Origin of the sequence: Pseudoalteromonas rhizosphaerae (assembly GCF_028885455.1) — a bacterium.
Lineage (GTDB): Bacteria > Pseudomonadota > Gammaproteobacteria > Enterobacterales > Alteromonadaceae > Pseudoalteromonas > Pseudoalteromonas rhizosphaerae.
On the sequence record NZ_CP118496.1, the window covers coordinates 4,568,365 to 4,585,859 of the forward strand.

Consider the following 17,495-nt stretch of genomic DNA (forward strand, 5'->3'; position numbering starts at 1 on the left):
AACATGAATAAAACTCACCTTCGTTGAAAAAGTTTCACTAAAAAAATCTATCTAGACGTCTAAATGGCTGCTATATTATTTACCATAGACACTAACTTAGCTGGAATGAGGATTATGGCTTTATCACTACAAGAGAAAATTGAAGACACCAATCAGGGTGTGTACTTAATTGGTACCACCCCACCACGTATTGGTACTGATAAAGCGCAGCTTGAAATTATCGCACAAAAGCTCTTAGCTCGTTTGCATGAAATTGAATACGATGGCGTGATTATTTATGACATTCAAGATGAAAGTAGTCGCACTGAGATGCCTCGCCCTTTTCCGTTCAAGCAAACAGTAGATCCTCGAGAATACAGTAACTTACTACGTAATTTATCGCATCAAGAAGTGATCACTTATAAAAGTGTTGCACAGCGCGGTGTGGCCGAATTTAAACAGTGGTTAAGCGAAACTAAAAACCAGTTTAATTTAAAAAACCTAGTATTAGTCGGTAGTCCATCATCTGACGGGGATATTAAATTAAGCCTGCCTGATGCTTATAAAGTCTTAAGCGAACAGCCTCAAGACTTCTTTTTAGGAGGCGTTACCATTGCCGAGCGCCACGCAAGTAAACGTAATGAACATGAACGCTTACTTGAAAAAACCACGCAAGGCTGTAAATTTTTTATCTCACAAGCTGTGTATAACGCGCAAGCAACCGTGGATTTGATCACCAGTTATGCGCGCAGCTGTAAAGCTCAAGGTATCGAACCTAAACGTATTATTCTAACCTTTACGCCCTGCGGCAGTGAAAAAACCTTAGAGTTTATGCAATGGTTAGGAATTTCCGTACCTGATGCAACTAAATGGCGGATGCTTGATTCGCAAAACCCACTGAGTGAATCTGTACGTATTTGCCGTGAAAACTTAGATTTAATACTAAGAAGTTGCGCGCATTTAGACGTGCCACTGGGGTTAAATATTGAAAGTTTAACCAACCGTAAAGAAGAAATTGATGCATCTATTAATCTTTACCGCTTATTAAAAGCGACGATGGAATTAAACTTAGCTGAAAAACAAATTGCGTAAGTATCCGTTTTTATAATTTATCACTCAAAGTAAGCATATCCGTTTGCTTATTTTGAGCTTGATAATAAATACTATATTATGCAATGAATTAATAAGTCACGACTGAGAACGATTATTTGCGTCTTCTGTTTGGTGTTTTTTGCCCTGTAATACGTTTTTTGTCGCGCTCTTTACGTGATTTATTGGTGTTTTTACGGTTGTCTTTTGGCTTTTTATTTGGATCAGGTTCATAGCCAGCTAACCACTGCGGCGTTAGACGAGTATCAAGCAACACTTCAATTTCTTCAAGTAACCACTGCTCGTCAAGGCTGACTAATGACATCGCTAAGCCTTGCTCGCCAGCGCGCCCTGTGCGGCCAATACGGTGGACATAATCTTCAGCTATATAAGGTAATTCAAAATTAATCACATACTTTAACGAGACTATGTCTAGACCTCGAGCTGCAACATCGGTTGCCACTAGCACACGAGTGGTACCTTCTTTAAAATCTTGCAGTGCTCTATCACGTGCACCTTGAGATTTATCACCATGAATTGACTGTGTTTTTAAGCCATCTTTCCACATTTCTTTGGCGAGTTGATCGGCCATTTGCTTTGTGCGAGTAAAGATCAGTACTTGGCGCCAGTTTTTCATGCCAATCATGTGCGAGACAAGCTCACGTTTACGGTCTTCATCAACCGCGTAAATGATTTGCTCAACTTCTACAGCCGCAGAATTACGTTTATTGACTTCAACAAGTTTTGGATCTTTTAATAACTTTTTACTGAGCTCAAATACACTATCGTCAAAGGTCGCTGAAAATAGTAAGGTCTGACGATCACTGGGAACATGGCGCAATATACGTTTAATTTCGTCAATAAAGCCCATATCAAGCATGCGATCGGCTTCATCAAACACCAGTGAATCAACACTTGATAGCTTAATGCTGCCTTTGATTATATGATCAAGTAATCGCCCTGGCGTTGCCACTACAACTTGTGCATCTTTCATGGCTTTAATTTGCGGGCCAATACTGGCACCACCATAAGCGAGTGCACCTTTAATATCAGTACCTTGCGCGTATTTCTCAAAGCTAGCGAAGACTTGCTGAGCAAGCTCTCGAGTTGGTGTCAAAATAAGTACTCTAGCAGTACCCGGCTCATCTTTACTTGGTGTATTAAGTAATTTATGTAACAGAGGTAATACAAAAGCAGCTGTTTTACCTGTTCCTGTTTGTGCACTCCCCATAACATCATGACCAGCTAAAATCAGCGGAATAGTTTTTAGCTGTATCGCCGTAGGGGTATGATATTCATTTTGTTCAAGTGCATTAAGCAGTACAGGATCGAGTTTTAACTCAGAGAAAGTAGTCGCAGACATAAGTTTAGCTTTGTGTAACAAATAATGGCGCTATTGTACGCCCAAAGCGAATAACAAAAAAGGCGCTTTGCGGCGCCTTTTTAAGCTTGCTAAATGTTCAAGCTGGTTTGAGGGTTTCTTTACGTTGGTTATAGAACGTAATTAGATCATCCACCGTATCTTGGCAATATTGTTGAATACCTGATACCAACATGTGCTTTTCACCACAGCCGACTTTTACGCCATTTTCTAACAAGTTAAAACGCAAAGTGATTTTTCCACGCTTGCCTGTATATTCAAAACTCGGCTCTGCGTATTCTAACGTAGGTGCATGGATCTCTAATGTATCGAGATTAATCAACATTGACTCATAGATAACCATAGGGCGAGCAGGGTTGATCATGACATCTTGCTTGCCCATGAGTGGAATAATAACATGCGGAAAAGTTGTACCTGAAAACTCAACGTAATTTTTTATTAGACTATCTGTGAGTGTTTGGCACTGGCTAGTTTTACCTTCACGCTTAACCTTCAGCATGACTTTATCGCCACTGGTAATATCAAACTCATCTGCCCCCTCAGGGAAGTTGAGTTTGGTATTCTCATCAACCATGCCGGCAAAGGTAAATTCCATTTTTTCACTGATGCCATAACGACTTAATACCAATGAAAATAATAAATCTCCAGGCACACAAAAACGTTTTGCATCTTTATCATGAAGTGGATTGTAATCATCAGCAACGCACTTTGCGAAACGACACCCTTGTTCACGAGAAATAGAGACATAGTCAGCATGTTGCTGATAAAAAGGACTTAACATAGTTGTTCACTGCTTAAACTGCTTATAACCTGCCTATTCTACCAGATAAAATTACAATAGAGGTCGAATCTGTTAAACTTTTGTTTCAGATACAAAAAAGCCGCGATATCGCGGCTTTTTTAATGATTTATTATAACTTATAAACCAGCACGTTCTTTAATAGCTGGTATTAATGCAGAACCGCCATGACCATTTGCTTCGGCCCATGCTATGTCAGCTCCATCTTCTAAAGAGCTTTTAGATAAGTTTTTCACAATGTATTCACCAGTATCAACTGCATTACTAGCAACTGCATGGCGTAGCAAGTTAAGACCATTACATAGTACTGCATCATAAATATTACGAATTTTTACACGTGAACTTTTTAATTTATCACGTAAACGGTTTTTATCGTCCGCAGCTATATATTCACAGATTGAAACAGCTAACTGATCATCCGCTTTAACTGGCGCGCTAAAAGCAACAGAACCAGAAATAACAGCTGCAGCAATAATGAGTGTTGATAATTTTATCATTGTAGACCCTTGTGTAATACTTTATAACTACCTTAGTTGTTTAATATTGTACCAACCTATAACCCTAACCGCAATAATGTTACTTAACTTTATCCAATGTGACGAATTTATAACCATAAATATTATTATCGTCAGGTTGATTATACAGCTCTTCTACAACTTGCCAGTTTGCTGATTGTTCATAATCAGGGAACTGAGTATCCCCTGCAACATCAAGGTCAATAAACGTTAAATAAAGTGTATCGGCACTTTTTAAAAATTGTTGATATACATTCCCGCCACCAATCACCATTACCTCATCAGACTCACACAGCAATGAAATTGCGGCTTCAGGAGATGTTACTACATCAACCCCAACTGCAGTATAGTCTGTATTTCGGCTAATAACGATGTTGCGTCGACCAGGCAAAGGGCGACCAATTGACTCAAATGTTTTACGTCCCATGATCACGGGCTTATTCATTGTAACCGCTTTAAAATGCTGTAAATCAGCGGGTAAATGCCATGGCATATCATTATCTTGGCCAATCACTCTATTTTTAGCCATAGCTGCAATCATTGAAATTTTCACATTAAAACCCAATACTTTTTTATTATAAAAAGAAAAAGGAGCACCAGCTCCTTTTAAAATATTTTACTTTAGTCTAACGCTCATAGACAACTTCAACGTCATAATCGTCATCATCCCAACTATCCCAGTCGTCGTCATCATTCTTCTTAGTGGCATCTTTATGATAAGTATCCCATTTGAATTCAACTTCTTCATCTTCAACTGGTACAAACTTTTCTTTTGGCATGCTATCGAGTAGCGTCATGATGTTATGAATTAATGGCTGAGTATTTAGCTTATTAATTGCAGAAATATGATAAATATTTTCAGTCTCGCCTAACTCTTCAGCGATTTGCTCACATAGCTCCTGAGCTTCATCTTCAGGCAATAAGTCTATTTTATTAAAGACTAACCAACGTGGTTTTTCAGCCAGCTTCGGGCTGTACTGATGCAACTCATTAATGATCGCAAATGCATTATCTACTGGGTTTGAACCATCGGCAGGCATAACATCGATAATATGCAGTAATACACGGCAACGCTCTAAATGTTTCAAGAAGCGAATACCCAAGCCAGCGCCATCAGAGGCACCTTCAATTAACCCTGGGATATCTGCAATAACAAATGATTTATTTGCTTCTGGACGTACCACACCTAAATTTGGAATCAGCGTAGTAAATGGGTAATCAGCTACTTTTGGTTTCGCTGCCGATACACTACGAATAAAAGTAGACTTACCTGCATTTGGCAAACCTAATAAACCAACATCAGCTAATAATAATAGCTCTAGTTTAAGGTTACGTACTTCACCCGGTGTGCCTAATGTTTTTTGACGAGGCGCTCGGTTAGTACTTGATTTAAAACGCGCATTCCCCAAGCCGTGGAAACCGCCTTTTGCAACCAAAATTCTTTGACCATGTTGAGTTAAATCACCAAGACCTTCTTGGGTATCAACATCCATGATCCGAGTACCTACAGGCACCATCACATATAAGTCATCAGCCTTTTTACCGGTACAGTTACGACTGCGGCCATTAGTACCACGTTCAGCTCTATGAAAACGCTCAAACTGATAATCGATTAGGGTATTTAAGTTTTCATCAGCTTGTAGATAAACACTACCACCATCTCCACCGTCACCGCCGTCTGGTCCACCATCTGGGACATATTTTTCACGACGGAAAGATACGATGCCGCTGCCACCGTCTCCAGCTTCTGCGCGAATTTCTACTTCATCTACAAACTTCATGATTACTCACTTTAGGGATTGGCTTGTTAATTTCACTATTATATACCTAAGCCAAGCTGATTGCAGGCTTGGCTTAGGTATATATTTATTTTCAAAACAAAAAACCCCGCAAAGGCGGGGTTTTTTAAGAACCGATTCTGATTACTCAGATACGATGCTTACGTATTTACGGTTTAAAGGACCTTTTTGTTCAAACTGAACTTTACCATCTGCTTTTGCGAAGATAGTGTGGTCTTTACCGATACCTACGTTTGTGCCAGCATGGAATTTAGTTCCACGTTGACGAACAATGATGCTACCCGCTAGAACTGATTCGCCACCAAAACGCTTAACACCAAGGCGTTTGCTTTCTGAATCGCGACCGTTACGAGTACTACCAGCTGCTTTTTTATGTGCCATTTCTAAGTACCTCTAATTAAGCGCTAATGCCAGTGATTTTAACTTCTGTGAACCATTGACGATGGCCCATTTGCTTACGAGAATGCTTACGGCGTCTAAATTTAACAACCTTAATCTTCTCACCGCGACCATGTGAAACAACCTCAGCTGTTATTTTACCACCGTTTACGAACGGTACACCGATCTCGATTTTCTCACCATCAGCAACTAAAAGTACTGAATCAAATTCAACTGCTGCACCAGTCTCAACGTCTAATTTCTCAAGACGAATTGTTTGACCTTCAGTCACACGGTGCTGTTTACCACCACTTTGGAAAACCGCGTACATAATTAACTCCGTCTGTGCGCCCTCAAATCGACGCAACTAAAATATTATTCAATAGGGCGCGAAGTTTACGCTAATGTGCAAAAACTAGCAAGCCTGTTTTATTAATTAAATGAATAAAAAATAGCTGCATTGAAGGCGATTCAATATTTTCACCTATTTTATATTAAATTGGCATTATGCCAAGCCTTTTTAGCGTTTCATGACAAATAAATTACACCACGAACAAACACGCACTAAGAATAAAAAACAACCATGTTGAATTAACGTAAATTTTCTCAAATAAAAAAGTTATCTTTCCAAATTAAGGCTAAATTAAGCTGCTTAACCGTGTTTTTTCAGCGAATCGTCACAAACTGTCGAGCAAAGCTGTTTTTTGTTGTACAATCAGCCCCGTATACCCATTAAAATTGGCTCGGAGATCAATGGATATAAAAGCTATCCAGGCGTTAATCGAAAACGATATGAATGACGTCAATCAACTAATTTACGCGCAAATGCGCTCTGATGTAGCATTAGTCAATCAACTAGGCTTATATATAGTAAACAGCGGCGGCAAGCGTGTTCGCCCTATGTTGGCTATTTTAGCGGCTAAAGCACTTGGCTATGAAGGCAAAGATCATGTTACTTTAGCAACTATTGTTGAATTTATTCACACAGCTACATTACTGCATGATGATGTCGTTGATGAATCAAATTTACGCAGAGGAACACCGACAGCAAATGCTGAGTTTGGTAATGCAGCCAGCGTACTTGTTGGTGACTTTATCTACACCCGCTCATTTCAGCTGATGGTTGGTATTGGTAAAATGCAAGTTATGCAAATACTCGCTGATGCAACCAACGTGATTGCCGAAGGTGAAGTGCTGCAATTAATGAACTGTAACGACCCTGATACCACCGAAGATAGCTACATGCAGGTAATTTATTCTAAAACAGCTAAATTATTTGAAGCTGCAACAGGCCTTGCTGCGATTATTACCGAAAAAGACGACTCTACGCTGCAAGCGCTTAATCTTTATGGTATGCATTTAGGAACCGCTTTTCAATTGGTGGATGACGTACTTGATTACAATGCTGATGCTGAGCAGTTAGGTAAAAACATCGGTGATGATCTGGCCGAAGGCAAACCTACCCTGCCTCTACTTTATGCTATGCGCCACGGTAATGCTGAGCAAGTACAGTTGATCCGTGATGCCATTGAGCACAGTAATGGTATGGACCACTTAGAAGCTATTCTAAGTGCCCTCAATGAAACCAAAGCACTTGAGTTTACGATGAATAAAGCCAACGAAGAAGCCGATAAAGCGATTGCATGTTTATCTGTATTAGATGAATCACCGTATAAAGAAGCACTCGTTAGCTTGGCTCGTATTGCCGTTGATCGTAATCACTAATAAACACCTAATGTATAAAAATCCTTCGAGCATAAAAAAGCCTGCAAATGCAGGCTTTTTTGTATCAATCGACTTAGCAATTAAGCGTTGATGAAATCAACACCTTCTTGGATGTCTTTTTTCAGCGTATCAAGCATGTCGTTTTTAGCTTGCTCTTCAAATGCGCTTAGTTCACCGTAAGAAAGAATTTCTTCTACGCCGTTTTTACCTAAACGTACTGGGTGTGCAAAGTATGCAGCATCGCCATTTTCAACAGCAACGTAAGCGTAATCTACAACGTCTTCACCTTGTAAGCCTTTAACTAAAGACATACAAAAACGTGCAGCAGCAGCGCCCATTGATAATGTTGCAGAACCACCGCCCGCTTTTGCATTTACTACTTCAGTACCTGCATTTTGGATACGTGGAGTAAGTGCAGCAACTTCTTCATCAGTGAAAGTAACGCCTTCAACTTGAGATAGTAACGGAAGGATTGTTGTGCCTGAGTGACCACCAATTACTGGTACTTTCACAGTTGCAACGTCAACACCTTTAAGCTCAGCTACAAATGCTTCTGAACGGATCACATCAAGAGTGGTAATACCGAAAACACGTTTCGCGTCGTAAGTACCTGCTTTTTTGAATACTTCCGCAACAATTGGCACAGTGCCATTTACTGGGTTAGTGATAATACCCACTAATGCTTTTGGACAGTTAGCAACAATACCTTCTGCTAATGTTTTGATAATACCAGCATTAACATTAAATAAATCAGCGCGGTCCATACCAGGCTTACGTGGCATACCAGCAGGGATAAGAACGATATCACAACCAGTTAACGCTTGATCTAGTGCATCAACACCAAAGCCTGCAACTTTAACGTCAGTTGGGATATGAGAAAGATCAACAGCAACACCAGGAACAACTGGAGCAACATCATAAAGTGATAATTCAGAACCAGCTGGTAAGCCTGTTTTTAATAATAAAGACAACGCTTGGCCGATACCGCCAGCAGCACCTAATACAGCAACTTTCATTGGAATTCTCCGTAATTTGAGGTAGGAAATATTTGTGGCTCTAAAGATAATGAAATTAACGACTAAAGACAAATTTATCCTGCTTATTTCACATATAATTTAGACCATAGTTGTAAACTTGCTGGTTTACAGCACTAAAATCCATCGCAAAAGCAAACAACTACTGCATAAGTATGCAACATTGTGTACAATTAGCGCATCACTTATGAATAAGAACCTATAATATGCAACCACAAGATAAACAAGAAGCATTAGTAAAGGCCTTTAAGGCACTTTTAAAAGAAGAAAACTTTGGTTCACAAGGTGAGATTGTTGACGCCCTAAAAGAGCAAGGCTTTGATAATATTAGTCAAAGTAAGGTGTCGCGGATGTTAAGCAAGTTTGGCGCGGTACGCACTCGTAATGCCAAACAAGAAATGGTCTATTGTTTGCCTGCTGAAATGGGCGTACCTACAGCGAAAAGCCCATTACGTCAGTTAGTGATTGATATAATGCATAACGAAATGATGATCATTATTCGAACCAGCCCAGGAGCTGCACAATTAATTGCTCGACTATTAGATTCATTAGGTAAAGCAGATGGCGTACTAGGTACCATTGCTGGTGACGATACTATTTTTATCGCTCCAGCTAAAGTATCTGAAATTGATGTAACTCTTGAACGTGTGCGTATCTTATTTGATACGGTATAAATCTACCGATTCAAACTTTTTACAGCTGCTTTAAAAAGTTAATTGATGGGGCAAAAAACGCAGAACCCATATCGGCTTGAGTAAAATCAAGCCAATGATCGTAGCAATCGGCATCACCTAATCGACTTCGTAATACTTGCTCAAATGCATTTCCCTGTGCTGCATAACTAATCGCTAATATACCCTGTTCGTAAACGTCACCATAAGGCATGTTTTGATTTAATTGCAGTGGTTGCCCTTGCTCATCTTTTAACTCAGTGCGTACAGCATGACTATTCTCAGTCGCAGGCATAATCAAGGTATTATCTAAGCGAGTGCGTCCCATTATTTGCTCTTGCTCACTCAGAGGTAAATTTTGCCACACACTTAAGTCATGCTTATAGCGCTGTATATGTACGTAACTGCCTTGATCTTCAAAATGGTTGGGTTTATTGATTAACGCTGTGATGCGCTTTTGGCGACCATGAGGAGTGTCACCACCGAGTATAAAACCATTAAAATCGCGACCATCTAAAAATCGAAAGTTTCGCACTTGCTCAACCAATTCAACATCGGGGGCAAATAACTTAAGAATTTGCAAAGCAAATAAATGGTTTACATCTTCCCTATCGGAACGAATTTGGACAAATAAATCAAAAGGCTGAGCACCCATAATATGATCATTATGAGTAATATTAGGAAAGCTCTGTAATTCACTAGGCAGAAATTCAGGCAGAATGTGCGGCCAGTACTGTGCCCCCACTGCAACTAGGCTGGAGAGCATCGATTCAGAAAACTGATCTGAAAACTCATCTTGGATAGCGCTAACGTATTTTAACTTTTTGCGTAATGACTCATCGTGGCCATCAAATACATTAAAAAACAAATGTAAACCGTGCAAGTTTGCCTCAGCACAAATTCCAGATTGCGCTTGCGCCATGGTATTTCCTTAACTCAAAATCTCATACACGGCGTTTTTAATGAAATTAAAAATACTAAAGCACTTAATCTGCGAAAAAGTTAACCGTGTGTGGTGTTATTTTTATTGTCACCTGTTCATTTGCTAAAAATGAGTGGCCCAACTGAGCAGCAACTTCAATTTCTTGTCCATCAACCATAACCTTATACACAAAATGCGAACCAACAAAACGACTGTTTAAAATAGTCACCGTATTTGCACTACAGCCTTGTGATTGAAAAGGTATTAACTCAAGATGGTGTGGGCGAACATAAAGTTTCCCAACTTGCTTAACATGACGATGCGTAACTAATGACTCAACACATCCGAAAGCAGTATGATATTCAGTTGCTGTTAATACTTCTGCATCTAAGTATATGCCCTGACCAAGAAATTCTGCAACTACCTTTGAGCTTGGAGCACTAAATAGCTGCTCAGACGTACCTTGTTGAGCAATTTTCCCACAGTGCATTACCGCTAATGTATCAGCAAACGCAAATGCCTCTTCTTTTGAATGAGTAACAAATACAGCTGATACTTGCTGGGTTTTAATAATACGACGAATATCTGCAATTAACTCAAACCGTACTTGCGTATCAATATTGGAAAACGGTTCATCTAATAACAATAAACTAGGTTTATAAGCCAGTGCCCTAGCAATTGCCACTCGCTGCTGCTGACCCCCAGATAACTGATGCGGGAAACGTTCTGCACAATTAATTAAATGCACTAATTCAAGCATTTCAGCAACGCGCTTTAACTTATCCGCTTTTGTCATATTGGTTAAGCCAAAGGCAATATTATCAGCCACAGTTAAATGTGGAAATAGCGCATAATCTTGAAACATCATGCCAATATTTCGATACTCTGGCGCTAAAAAAGTATGCTCATCACTGACTAACTTACCATCAATAAATACTTTTCCTTGCTTTGCTTCAATCAGCCCAGCAATAGCTTTTAATGTGGTGGTTTTTCCACAGCCACTAGCACCGAGTAAACACACTATTTCATCTTGTGCGACAGTCAAATCTAAGTGCTCAATCACGGATGTGCCGTTGTATTGATACGATAAATTTTCTAATACTAAACTGCTCATTAACTGCGTTGCTCCATCGAGCGATTAATAAAGTATAAAGGAATTAACCCCACCAAAACAATTGCTAACGCTGAAATAGACGCCAGCTCTAACTGCTCATCACTGACATACTGAAACACATGAGTCGCTAAGGTTTCAAAATTAAATGGCCTTAATAACAATGCGGTAGGTAATTCTTTCATGCATTCAATGAATACCAACAATCCTGCGGTTAAAATACCACGACGTAATAACGGGATATGTACTTTGCGTAGAGTTTGGCCTTGGCTTTTCCCCATTGATTGACTCGCCATATCAAGCGATGGGCTTATCCGCATAAAACTAGCTTCAATTGCACCATGAGCTATAGCGTAAAAGCGCACCACATATGCAAATATAATTGCAAACAAAGTACCGCTCAATAATAGCCCCGGTGTAATACCTATTGGCTCTAACCAAGTATTTAATTTATCGTCTAACAAGGTCAATGGTAACAACACTGCAATAGCGAGTACTGTTCCAGGTAACGCATAACCTGTACTGGCTAATCGCCCAGGTAAAAGTGGATATTGCTGCTTAGCAATGCGCTGATAAAATACCACTAACAGACTCAAAATAATGGTGATAATGCTCACGATGGCCGCGACTTTAAAGCTTTGCCATGCATAGAGAAAAAATACGCTATTCCATGCTTGTCCGAAATATGAAATGGCATAACCCATTAACACAGCGACAGGTAATATAAAGGCAAAAAATAACACTGCAATACAAAAGATAGTTGCCAGCCATGCACTTTTGCCCGTTAAGTTATATAGCGCATCACTGTTGACGCTTGGTTGGCGCTCAAATACAGCTTGATTACGACGACTAAAACGCTCCATCGTTAACGCTAAAAACAATATAAGTAACATAATACCTGAAATTTTAGCCGCAGCTGTTAACGAATAATACCCTAACCAAGTATCATAAACCGCTGTAGTTAAAGTACTTACCGCAAAATAATTAACGGTTGCAAAGTCAGCCATTGCTTCCATACTGATCAGCGTCAGTCCAGCCACAATCGCCCCTCGAGCAAGTGGTAAACTAACTTTGAAAAAGCTCTGCTTAGGTGATAATCCCATCAACTGACTCGCCTGCACCAATTTAAATGACTGTTCGCGTAATGCAGTTTTAAAAATCAAATACAAATAAGGATAAAGCACTAAGGCAATCATAATAATCGCACCAGATAAAGTACGAATATCAAAAAACCAATAATCATTAGGTGATTGCCAACCAAACCATTCGCGTAACCCTATTTGCACCGGACCGGCATAATCAAACAGATCAGTGTAAACGTAAGCAATAATATAGGTCGGCATCGCAAGGGGCAGCATAAGCGCCCACTCAAACTGTTTACGGCCGGGAAAATCACAATAAGCGATTAACCAGCCAAGCGGAAGGGCAATAATACAACTGACAACGCCAACACCCAAAATAAGTAACAGTGTATTGCGGGTATAATCCCATAGCACGGTATCCCAGAGGTGGCTAAATACGTCAGAATCGCCTTGTAGTGATTCGAACAATAAAAAACACAATGGGGTTATCAACACTATGCCAATAACCCACGCGAATAACTGCCATCGCGACAGTGAAAATTTTAAACTCATTAAAGGTCGAACTTCACCTCATCAATTAGCTTAAGTGCTAAAGGACGATATTTGCTAATTTCATCAAGCGCTAAGCTATCTTCCTTAAAGCTACCCCATGATGCTACCAAGCTTGATAATTCAACGCCCAGTCTTACTGGATATTCCATATTGACCGAAGCGTACATATTTTGCGCCTTATTGTCGGTCATAAACTCGATTAGTTTCAAGGCATTTTCAGGATTTTTAGCGTACTTGGTCATAACTACACCAGATACGTTAATATGTGAGCCTCTGTTATCTTGATTCGGAAAGTTAATATGTACGGCATCAGCCCATGGTTTTTGCTCGGGATCTTCCATCATCTTACCAAAGTAATAACTATTACCGATCGCTAAATCACATAAGCCTTCTTTTACTGCCTTTACTTGCCCGCGGTCATTACCTTGAGGTTTACGAACTAAATTTGCTTTCACACCTTCAAGCCATTTTTTAGTTTCTGCTTCACCATGGTGTGCAATCATTGAAGCGACCAAGCCTAAATTATATGGGTGCTTACCCGAACGGGTGCAAATTTTGCCTTTGTATTTAGGATCGGCTAATTCTTCATAGCTTAAATGCGCTAATGCACCTATGCGCTCTTTTGATGAATAAACGTTACGCACCCGCTTAGTTAATGCAACCCATTGTCCTTCAACATCACGAAACTTAGCCGGTACATTACTATTAACGGTTTCACTATTAATTGTTTGGGTTAAATCTAATTCATCTAGCTGCACTAAATCACTAAAATTAGAGGTTAAGACTAAATCAGCTTGGCTATGCTTTCCTTCACGCTTAACACGCTCTATTAATCCTTTTTTAGCAAACACCACATTTGTTTTAATGCCTGTTTGCTTAGTAAAATCATCTAATATTGGCTGAATTAAAAACGGTTGTCGAAAAGAGTAAATATTTACTGCTTCATCTGCAAACACAGGGGTTGTTAACACTAAGCCAACTAAAGCTGCTAATGTCTTTTTCATAAATCGCTTCCAACTAAATAATAACTATTATCATGTAATGATAACTTGCTCCTTGAAAAAGTGCACTTATTAAATCTTAATCAATGATGACCATGCCCATAATGGAAATCACTTGTGCGATATATCTCACGGTTATGACAGCTATTGAGTATAAAACATCATAAAAAAAGTCTAAAAACAAACTAACCACATGAAATATAATAACTATTATAAAATTTCAAAATAATGACTGTATTTTCGTTACTGTTTTTAGCCTATTTTGTTTGCAGATACTCTCTATACTTACTTCATCGGTTAAGCAGTGACGCTTAAATGAGTAAACGGACAAGGAATGATTACTCATAAACCTCGAATTAAAGGTTACGTTAGGAAAAAATGGATTCACGGACAGGCTCAGGATGAGTAGCACTAAGGATAGTAAATACACGGACAGCGTCAAGATGATGCGAAAAGGAATAACAACAGGGCTCGCAAGAGAGTTGTTAGACAGGATGTTATAAAAGCGGACAGATGGACAGGCCCTAAAGGGTATCACAATGGAACTGTTAACTAAGGGATAGCATCAGGACGATGCGTAAAGGACCGGTAATAGAGATTACCAAAAAGGATCAAAAGGAAGCACATAGGACAGAGGCACGGATAGCCTATATCACGCAGAACGAATAAGTAACAGTGTGATCACATGGATTAGTAAAGTTTAGGAGTTGATTAAGTTCAATTGCAGGATGCAGAAAATTAGAAGATTCCGCAAGCGCGACTAGCAATAGTTCGCGCTTTTCTTTTGCCCAAAAATACCCTCTGCTTAACGACTACTTGCCAATTAACTCGCTCATTAATACTCTCGCGTCTAATCTAATACGTTATTGATTGTGTATAAGCGATGACTTCTCTAAAATAGCGCGCTCATAAATCATTGAGGTCGGCCGTGTTAATTAACTACAATCCTCCATTAGATCCGTATTTAACCATTTTATTTCAAGATGATGATTTACTGATCGTCAACAAGCCCAGTGAACTTTTGACTGTGCCGGGAAAAGATCCTAAACACGCCGATTGTTTGATAGCTCGCGTTAACCGTGTTTTTCCTACGGCAAAAATAGTTCACCGCTTAGATATGGCAACCTCTGGAATTATTTGTTTAGCAATGCATAAATCGGCTCATCGTCATTTAAGTATGCAGTTTCAAGAACGCCAAACTGCAAAGCGCTATATTGCACGAGTGTACGGTAAATTAGAGCCATTAACGGGATCAGTCAATTTGCCACTGATCTGTGATTGGCCAAACCGCCCTAAGCAAATGGTTGATCATGACAAGGGGAAGCCCTCTTTAACTCATTACACTGTACTGGAGCATGAGTTGCACGCCACTCGTGTGGAACTTACCCCTATTACCGGACGCTCACATCAATTACGTGTGCATATGTTGTCATTGGGGCACCCTATTTTAGGCGATAGGCTCTATGCTCACCCTGATGCCCTGGCTGCTGCCCCGCGCTTGCAATTGCACGCACAAATGCTACAGCTCACTCACCCGGGAACAGCACAAATCATGACTTTTGAAGCTGAGCCAGAGTTTTAATTACGAGCTTAAAATCACACTAAACTTTTTGCTGTACACGCCGATAACAACTTATTGATTCATCGTGGTGGTTTATATGGCTATCGGCAAACAGTTTAAAGTATGGCAATTAATTAGTTTGGTTTACGCGACTTTCTTGGCCATGCCAGCCCAAGCAGCCGACTTTATTGCACCCACACCATGGTCAACAATCAGCAGTAATGATTTATCACGCCTAATGCCGCAAGATGAACTAAAACCGCTACTTGCCGGTGATACTGAGTTTTTAAGTTTATATCGCCAACACATGAGTGCCCAGCAGCGCGGTGTGGTGTTGATTATCCCTGATTGGCAACACTTACCTACCAATAACAACGGGCTCAACTTTTTACGTACGCAACTTAACGATTTAGGCTATGCCACAATTGCTATGACGGTACCCGATATTGATTGGCAAGCAGCGCCACCTGCGGATGCAAGTGAAACAACTGAACCTGCAGCGGCTAAGCAAACTACAAGTTTAGACAATGGCGAACCATCAGCTGACACAGCTACTCCTGTTGTACATGTTGATGCTATCGCTCATATAAGCAATGCGATAATAGATAATTATAAACTCAACTTAATTGCACGCTTTAATGCGTTGTATCAAAGTGCATTGGATGAAGATGGGAAAATTGTTGTTATTGCACAAGGTGCCTCTGCGGGAGTATTGCTCGAACACTATGGCGAATATCCAAATACCAACATAGATGCATTTGTCAGCCTTAGCAGTTATTTACCAAACAGTAAACGTAACCAACAACTTAACGCGATTATATCGACTATTAGCCCGCCGTTATTGGATATTTACTACAACATAGATAACCCAGACTTACTGCTGAGTGTGGCGGATAGAAAACGCTGGGTTAAACGTCACAGTAAATATGATTACCGCCAACGTGAGCTGTTTGGTTTGCGCTCTGAGCCTGAGCAACATGAGCGCTTGACCAAAGAAGTAGACGGGTTTTTACGCCGCCTTTTTTAAATATTCGTACGCGGCTTGAATATCTTGGCTTTTCTTGACTGCCAGTTCCATCATATGTTTAGGTAAACCTTGAGAAACTAATTTATCAGGATGGTGCTGCGCCATTAATTTACGGTACGCTACTTTTACTTCTCGTTCACTCGCCTCATTATTTAGCCCCAGCAAAGCCAGAGCTTGAGTACGGCTCATGCCACTATTTGGCGGTACATGATGCCCTGAGCCTTCACGATAACTACTGCTTTGCCCTTGTTGACGTTGTTGCTGCTGTTGATAGCGTTGTTGTTGCTGACGAAATGAAAATTCAGCTTGGTAACGTTTAAGTACAAATGCAAAGTGAGTTTTAGAGATCCCTAATAACTTACTTACCTCTTGGAGTAGCTCCTTTTCTTGCGCAGCTAACACCCCATCAGAAAACGCCATTTGGATTTGAATTTCTAAAAACAGTTGTAATAAATCATGGCGACGAGCAAAACGCTCTTTAAAATCGAAAACAGTTTCTTTTAATGAAAAATCAGCGTCTTTTCCCGCTTTAAATGCATCTTGTGCCTCTTTGCGATCATCACCAGTGAGTCCCATTTCATCCATAAATAAACTGGCAGCACGGATGTGGGTTTCGCTTACGCGGCCATTTGACTTAGCAATGTGCCCCATTACTCCAAAACAGCTGGTAAAAAATAACGCTTGGCGCTGATTAATATCATCATCGCCTTTAAATAAGCTTGAAAAGCCGCCGGCTTTATCAAAGTTCTGCTTTAAACTCTTGTCAAACATATGGCCCAGGTATAAGCCTATAAATAAGCCTATAATACGCCCAAACATAAAGCCAAAGCAGGCACCTAAAATTTTACCCCACATGAGGCGCTCCTATT

The 17,495-nt window shown here is 40.0% G+C and carries 18 protein-coding genes; 5 read left to right on the forward strand and 13 right to left on the reverse strand.

The genetic code is table 11. From position 1 onward, the window contains the following. The first annotated feature begins 114 nt into the window (after positions 1-114). Positions 115-1,071 (forward strand): methylenetetrahydrofolate reductase, encoded by a 957-nt coding sequence (locus PVK79_RS19690; RefSeq protein WP_145235486.1) that lies wholly within the window; start codon positions 115-117, stop codon positions 1,069-1,071. 112 nt (positions 1,072-1,183) lie between these two features. Here PVK79_RS19690 and PVK79_RS19695 read toward each other — a convergent pair whose 3' ends face one another. The 7 genes from PVK79_RS19695 to rplU form a co-directional block, all read right to left on the reverse strand. Continuing rightward, positions 1,184-2,431 (reverse strand): DEAD/DEAH box helicase, encoded by a 1,248-nt coding sequence (locus PVK79_RS19695; protein WP_257324057.1) that lies wholly within the window; start codon positions 2,429-2,431, stop codon positions 1,184-1,186. 97 nt (positions 2,432-2,528) lie between these two features. Continuing rightward, on the reverse strand, positions 2,529-3,230 hold the full coding sequence (locus PVK79_RS19700) for a DUF3581 domain-containing protein (RefSeq protein ID WP_145235481.1): 702 nt from the start codon (positions 3,228-3,230) through the stop codon (positions 2,529-2,531). A gap of 137 nt (positions 3,231-3,367) precedes the next feature. Next, on the reverse strand, positions 3,368-3,745 hold the full coding sequence (locus tag PVK79_RS19705) for a DUF3718 domain-containing protein (protein WP_257324058.1): 378 nt from the start codon (positions 3,743-3,745) through the stop codon (positions 3,368-3,370). A 79-nt stretch (positions 3,746-3,824) separates the two neighbouring features. Next, complete coding sequence (gene folA, locus PVK79_RS19710) at positions 3,825-4,316, reverse strand: type 3 dihydrofolate reductase (RefSeq protein WP_257324059.1); 492 nt, start codon at positions 4,314-4,316, stop codon at positions 3,825-3,827. A 73-nt stretch (positions 4,317-4,389) separates the two neighbouring features. Next, positions 4,390-5,544: an Obg family GTPase CgtA gene (gene cgtA, locus PVK79_RS19715; protein ID WP_145235477.1), complete on the reverse strand. Its 1,155-nt coding sequence runs from the start codon at positions 5,542-5,544 to the stop codon at positions 4,390-4,392. 141 nt (positions 5,545-5,685) lie between these two features. Beyond that, positions 5,686-5,943, reverse strand: a complete 258-nt coding sequence (gene rpmA / locus PVK79_RS19720) for a 50S ribosomal protein L27 (protein ID WP_064665557.1) — start codon at positions 5,941-5,943, stop codon at positions 5,686-5,688. 16 nt (positions 5,944-5,959) lie between these two features. Then, positions 5,960-6,271, reverse strand: coding sequence for a 50S ribosomal protein L21 (rplU, locus tag PVK79_RS19725; protein ID WP_006794538.1), 312 nt, complete (start codon positions 6,269-6,271; stop codon positions 5,960-5,962). A gap of 422 nt (positions 6,272-6,693) precedes the next feature. Here rplU and ispB point away from each other — a divergent pair, with 422 nt between their 5' ends. Continuing rightward, positions 6,694-7,665: an octaprenyl diphosphate synthase gene (gene ispB / locus PVK79_RS19730; RefSeq protein ID WP_145235474.1), complete on the forward strand. Its 972-nt coding sequence runs from the start codon at positions 6,694-6,696 to the stop codon at positions 7,663-7,665. Positions 7,666-7,745: 80 nt separating this feature from the next. Here ispB and mdh read toward each other — a convergent pair whose 3' ends face one another. Further along, a complete protein-coding gene (gene mdh / locus PVK79_RS19735) occupies positions 7,746-8,681 on the reverse strand; it encodes a malate dehydrogenase (RefSeq protein WP_145235472.1) in 936 nt (311 codons plus the stop codon). A 224-nt stretch (positions 8,682-8,905) separates the two neighbouring features. Between mdh and argR the strand changes: the two genes are divergently transcribed. Further along, on the forward strand, positions 8,906-9,373 hold the full coding sequence (gene argR, locus PVK79_RS19740; RefSeq protein WP_145235470.1) for a transcriptional regulator ArgR: 468 nt from the start codon (positions 8,906-8,908) through the stop codon (positions 9,371-9,373). A 19-nt stretch (positions 9,374-9,392) separates the two neighbouring features. Here the strand turns inward: argR and PVK79_RS19745 are convergent, their stop codons facing one another. From PVK79_RS19745 to PVK79_RS19760, 4 genes are all read right to left on the reverse strand, one after another. Further along, positions 9,393-10,292, reverse strand: coding sequence for a Dyp-type peroxidase (locus tag PVK79_RS19745; RefSeq protein WP_182731784.1), 900 nt, complete (start codon positions 10,290-10,292; stop codon positions 9,393-9,395). A 64-nt stretch (positions 10,293-10,356) separates the two neighbouring features. Continuing rightward, positions 10,357-11,406 carry an ABC transporter ATP-binding protein gene (locus PVK79_RS19750; protein ID WP_145235466.1) on the reverse strand — a complete coding sequence of 350 codons (1,050 nt, stop codon included), beginning with the start codon at positions 11,404-11,406 and terminating at the stop codon, positions 10,357-10,359. Continuing rightward, positions 11,406-13,037, reverse strand: a complete 1,632-nt coding sequence (locus PVK79_RS19755) for an ABC transporter permease (protein WP_257324060.1) — start codon at positions 13,035-13,037, stop codon at positions 11,406-11,408. The genes PVK79_RS19750 and PVK79_RS19755 overlap by 1 nt, the downstream gene beginning before the upstream one ends. Then, positions 13,037-14,041 (reverse strand): Fe(3+) ABC transporter substrate-binding protein, encoded by a 1,005-nt coding sequence (locus PVK79_RS19760; RefSeq protein ID WP_145235462.1) that lies wholly within the window; start codon positions 14,039-14,041, stop codon positions 13,037-13,039. The genes PVK79_RS19755 and PVK79_RS19760 overlap by 1 nt, the downstream gene beginning before the upstream one ends. A 925-nt stretch (positions 14,042-14,966) precedes the next feature. Here PVK79_RS19760 and rluA point away from each other — a divergent pair. Together rluA and PVK79_RS19770 are read left to right on the forward strand one after the other, a co-directional pair. Continuing rightward, a complete protein-coding gene (rluA, locus tag PVK79_RS19765; protein WP_145235460.1) occupies positions 14,967-15,620 on the forward strand; it encodes a bifunctional tRNA pseudouridine(32) synthase/23S rRNA pseudouridine(746) synthase RluA in 654 nt (217 codons plus the stop codon). Between the two features lie 76 nt (positions 15,621-15,696). Beyond that, complete coding sequence (locus tag PVK79_RS19770) at positions 15,697-16,626, forward strand: alpha/beta hydrolase family protein (RefSeq protein WP_257324061.1); 930 nt, start codon at positions 15,697-15,699, stop codon at positions 16,624-16,626. Here the strand turns inward: PVK79_RS19770 and djlA are convergent. Next, positions 16,609-17,481 (reverse strand): co-chaperone DjlA, encoded by an 873-nt coding sequence (gene djlA, locus PVK79_RS19775; RefSeq protein WP_149982088.1) that lies wholly within the window; start codon positions 17,479-17,481, stop codon positions 16,609-16,611. The two genes, PVK79_RS19770 and djlA, sit on opposite strands and share 18 nt — an antisense overlap. Positions 17,482-17,495: the final 14 nt, after the last annotated feature.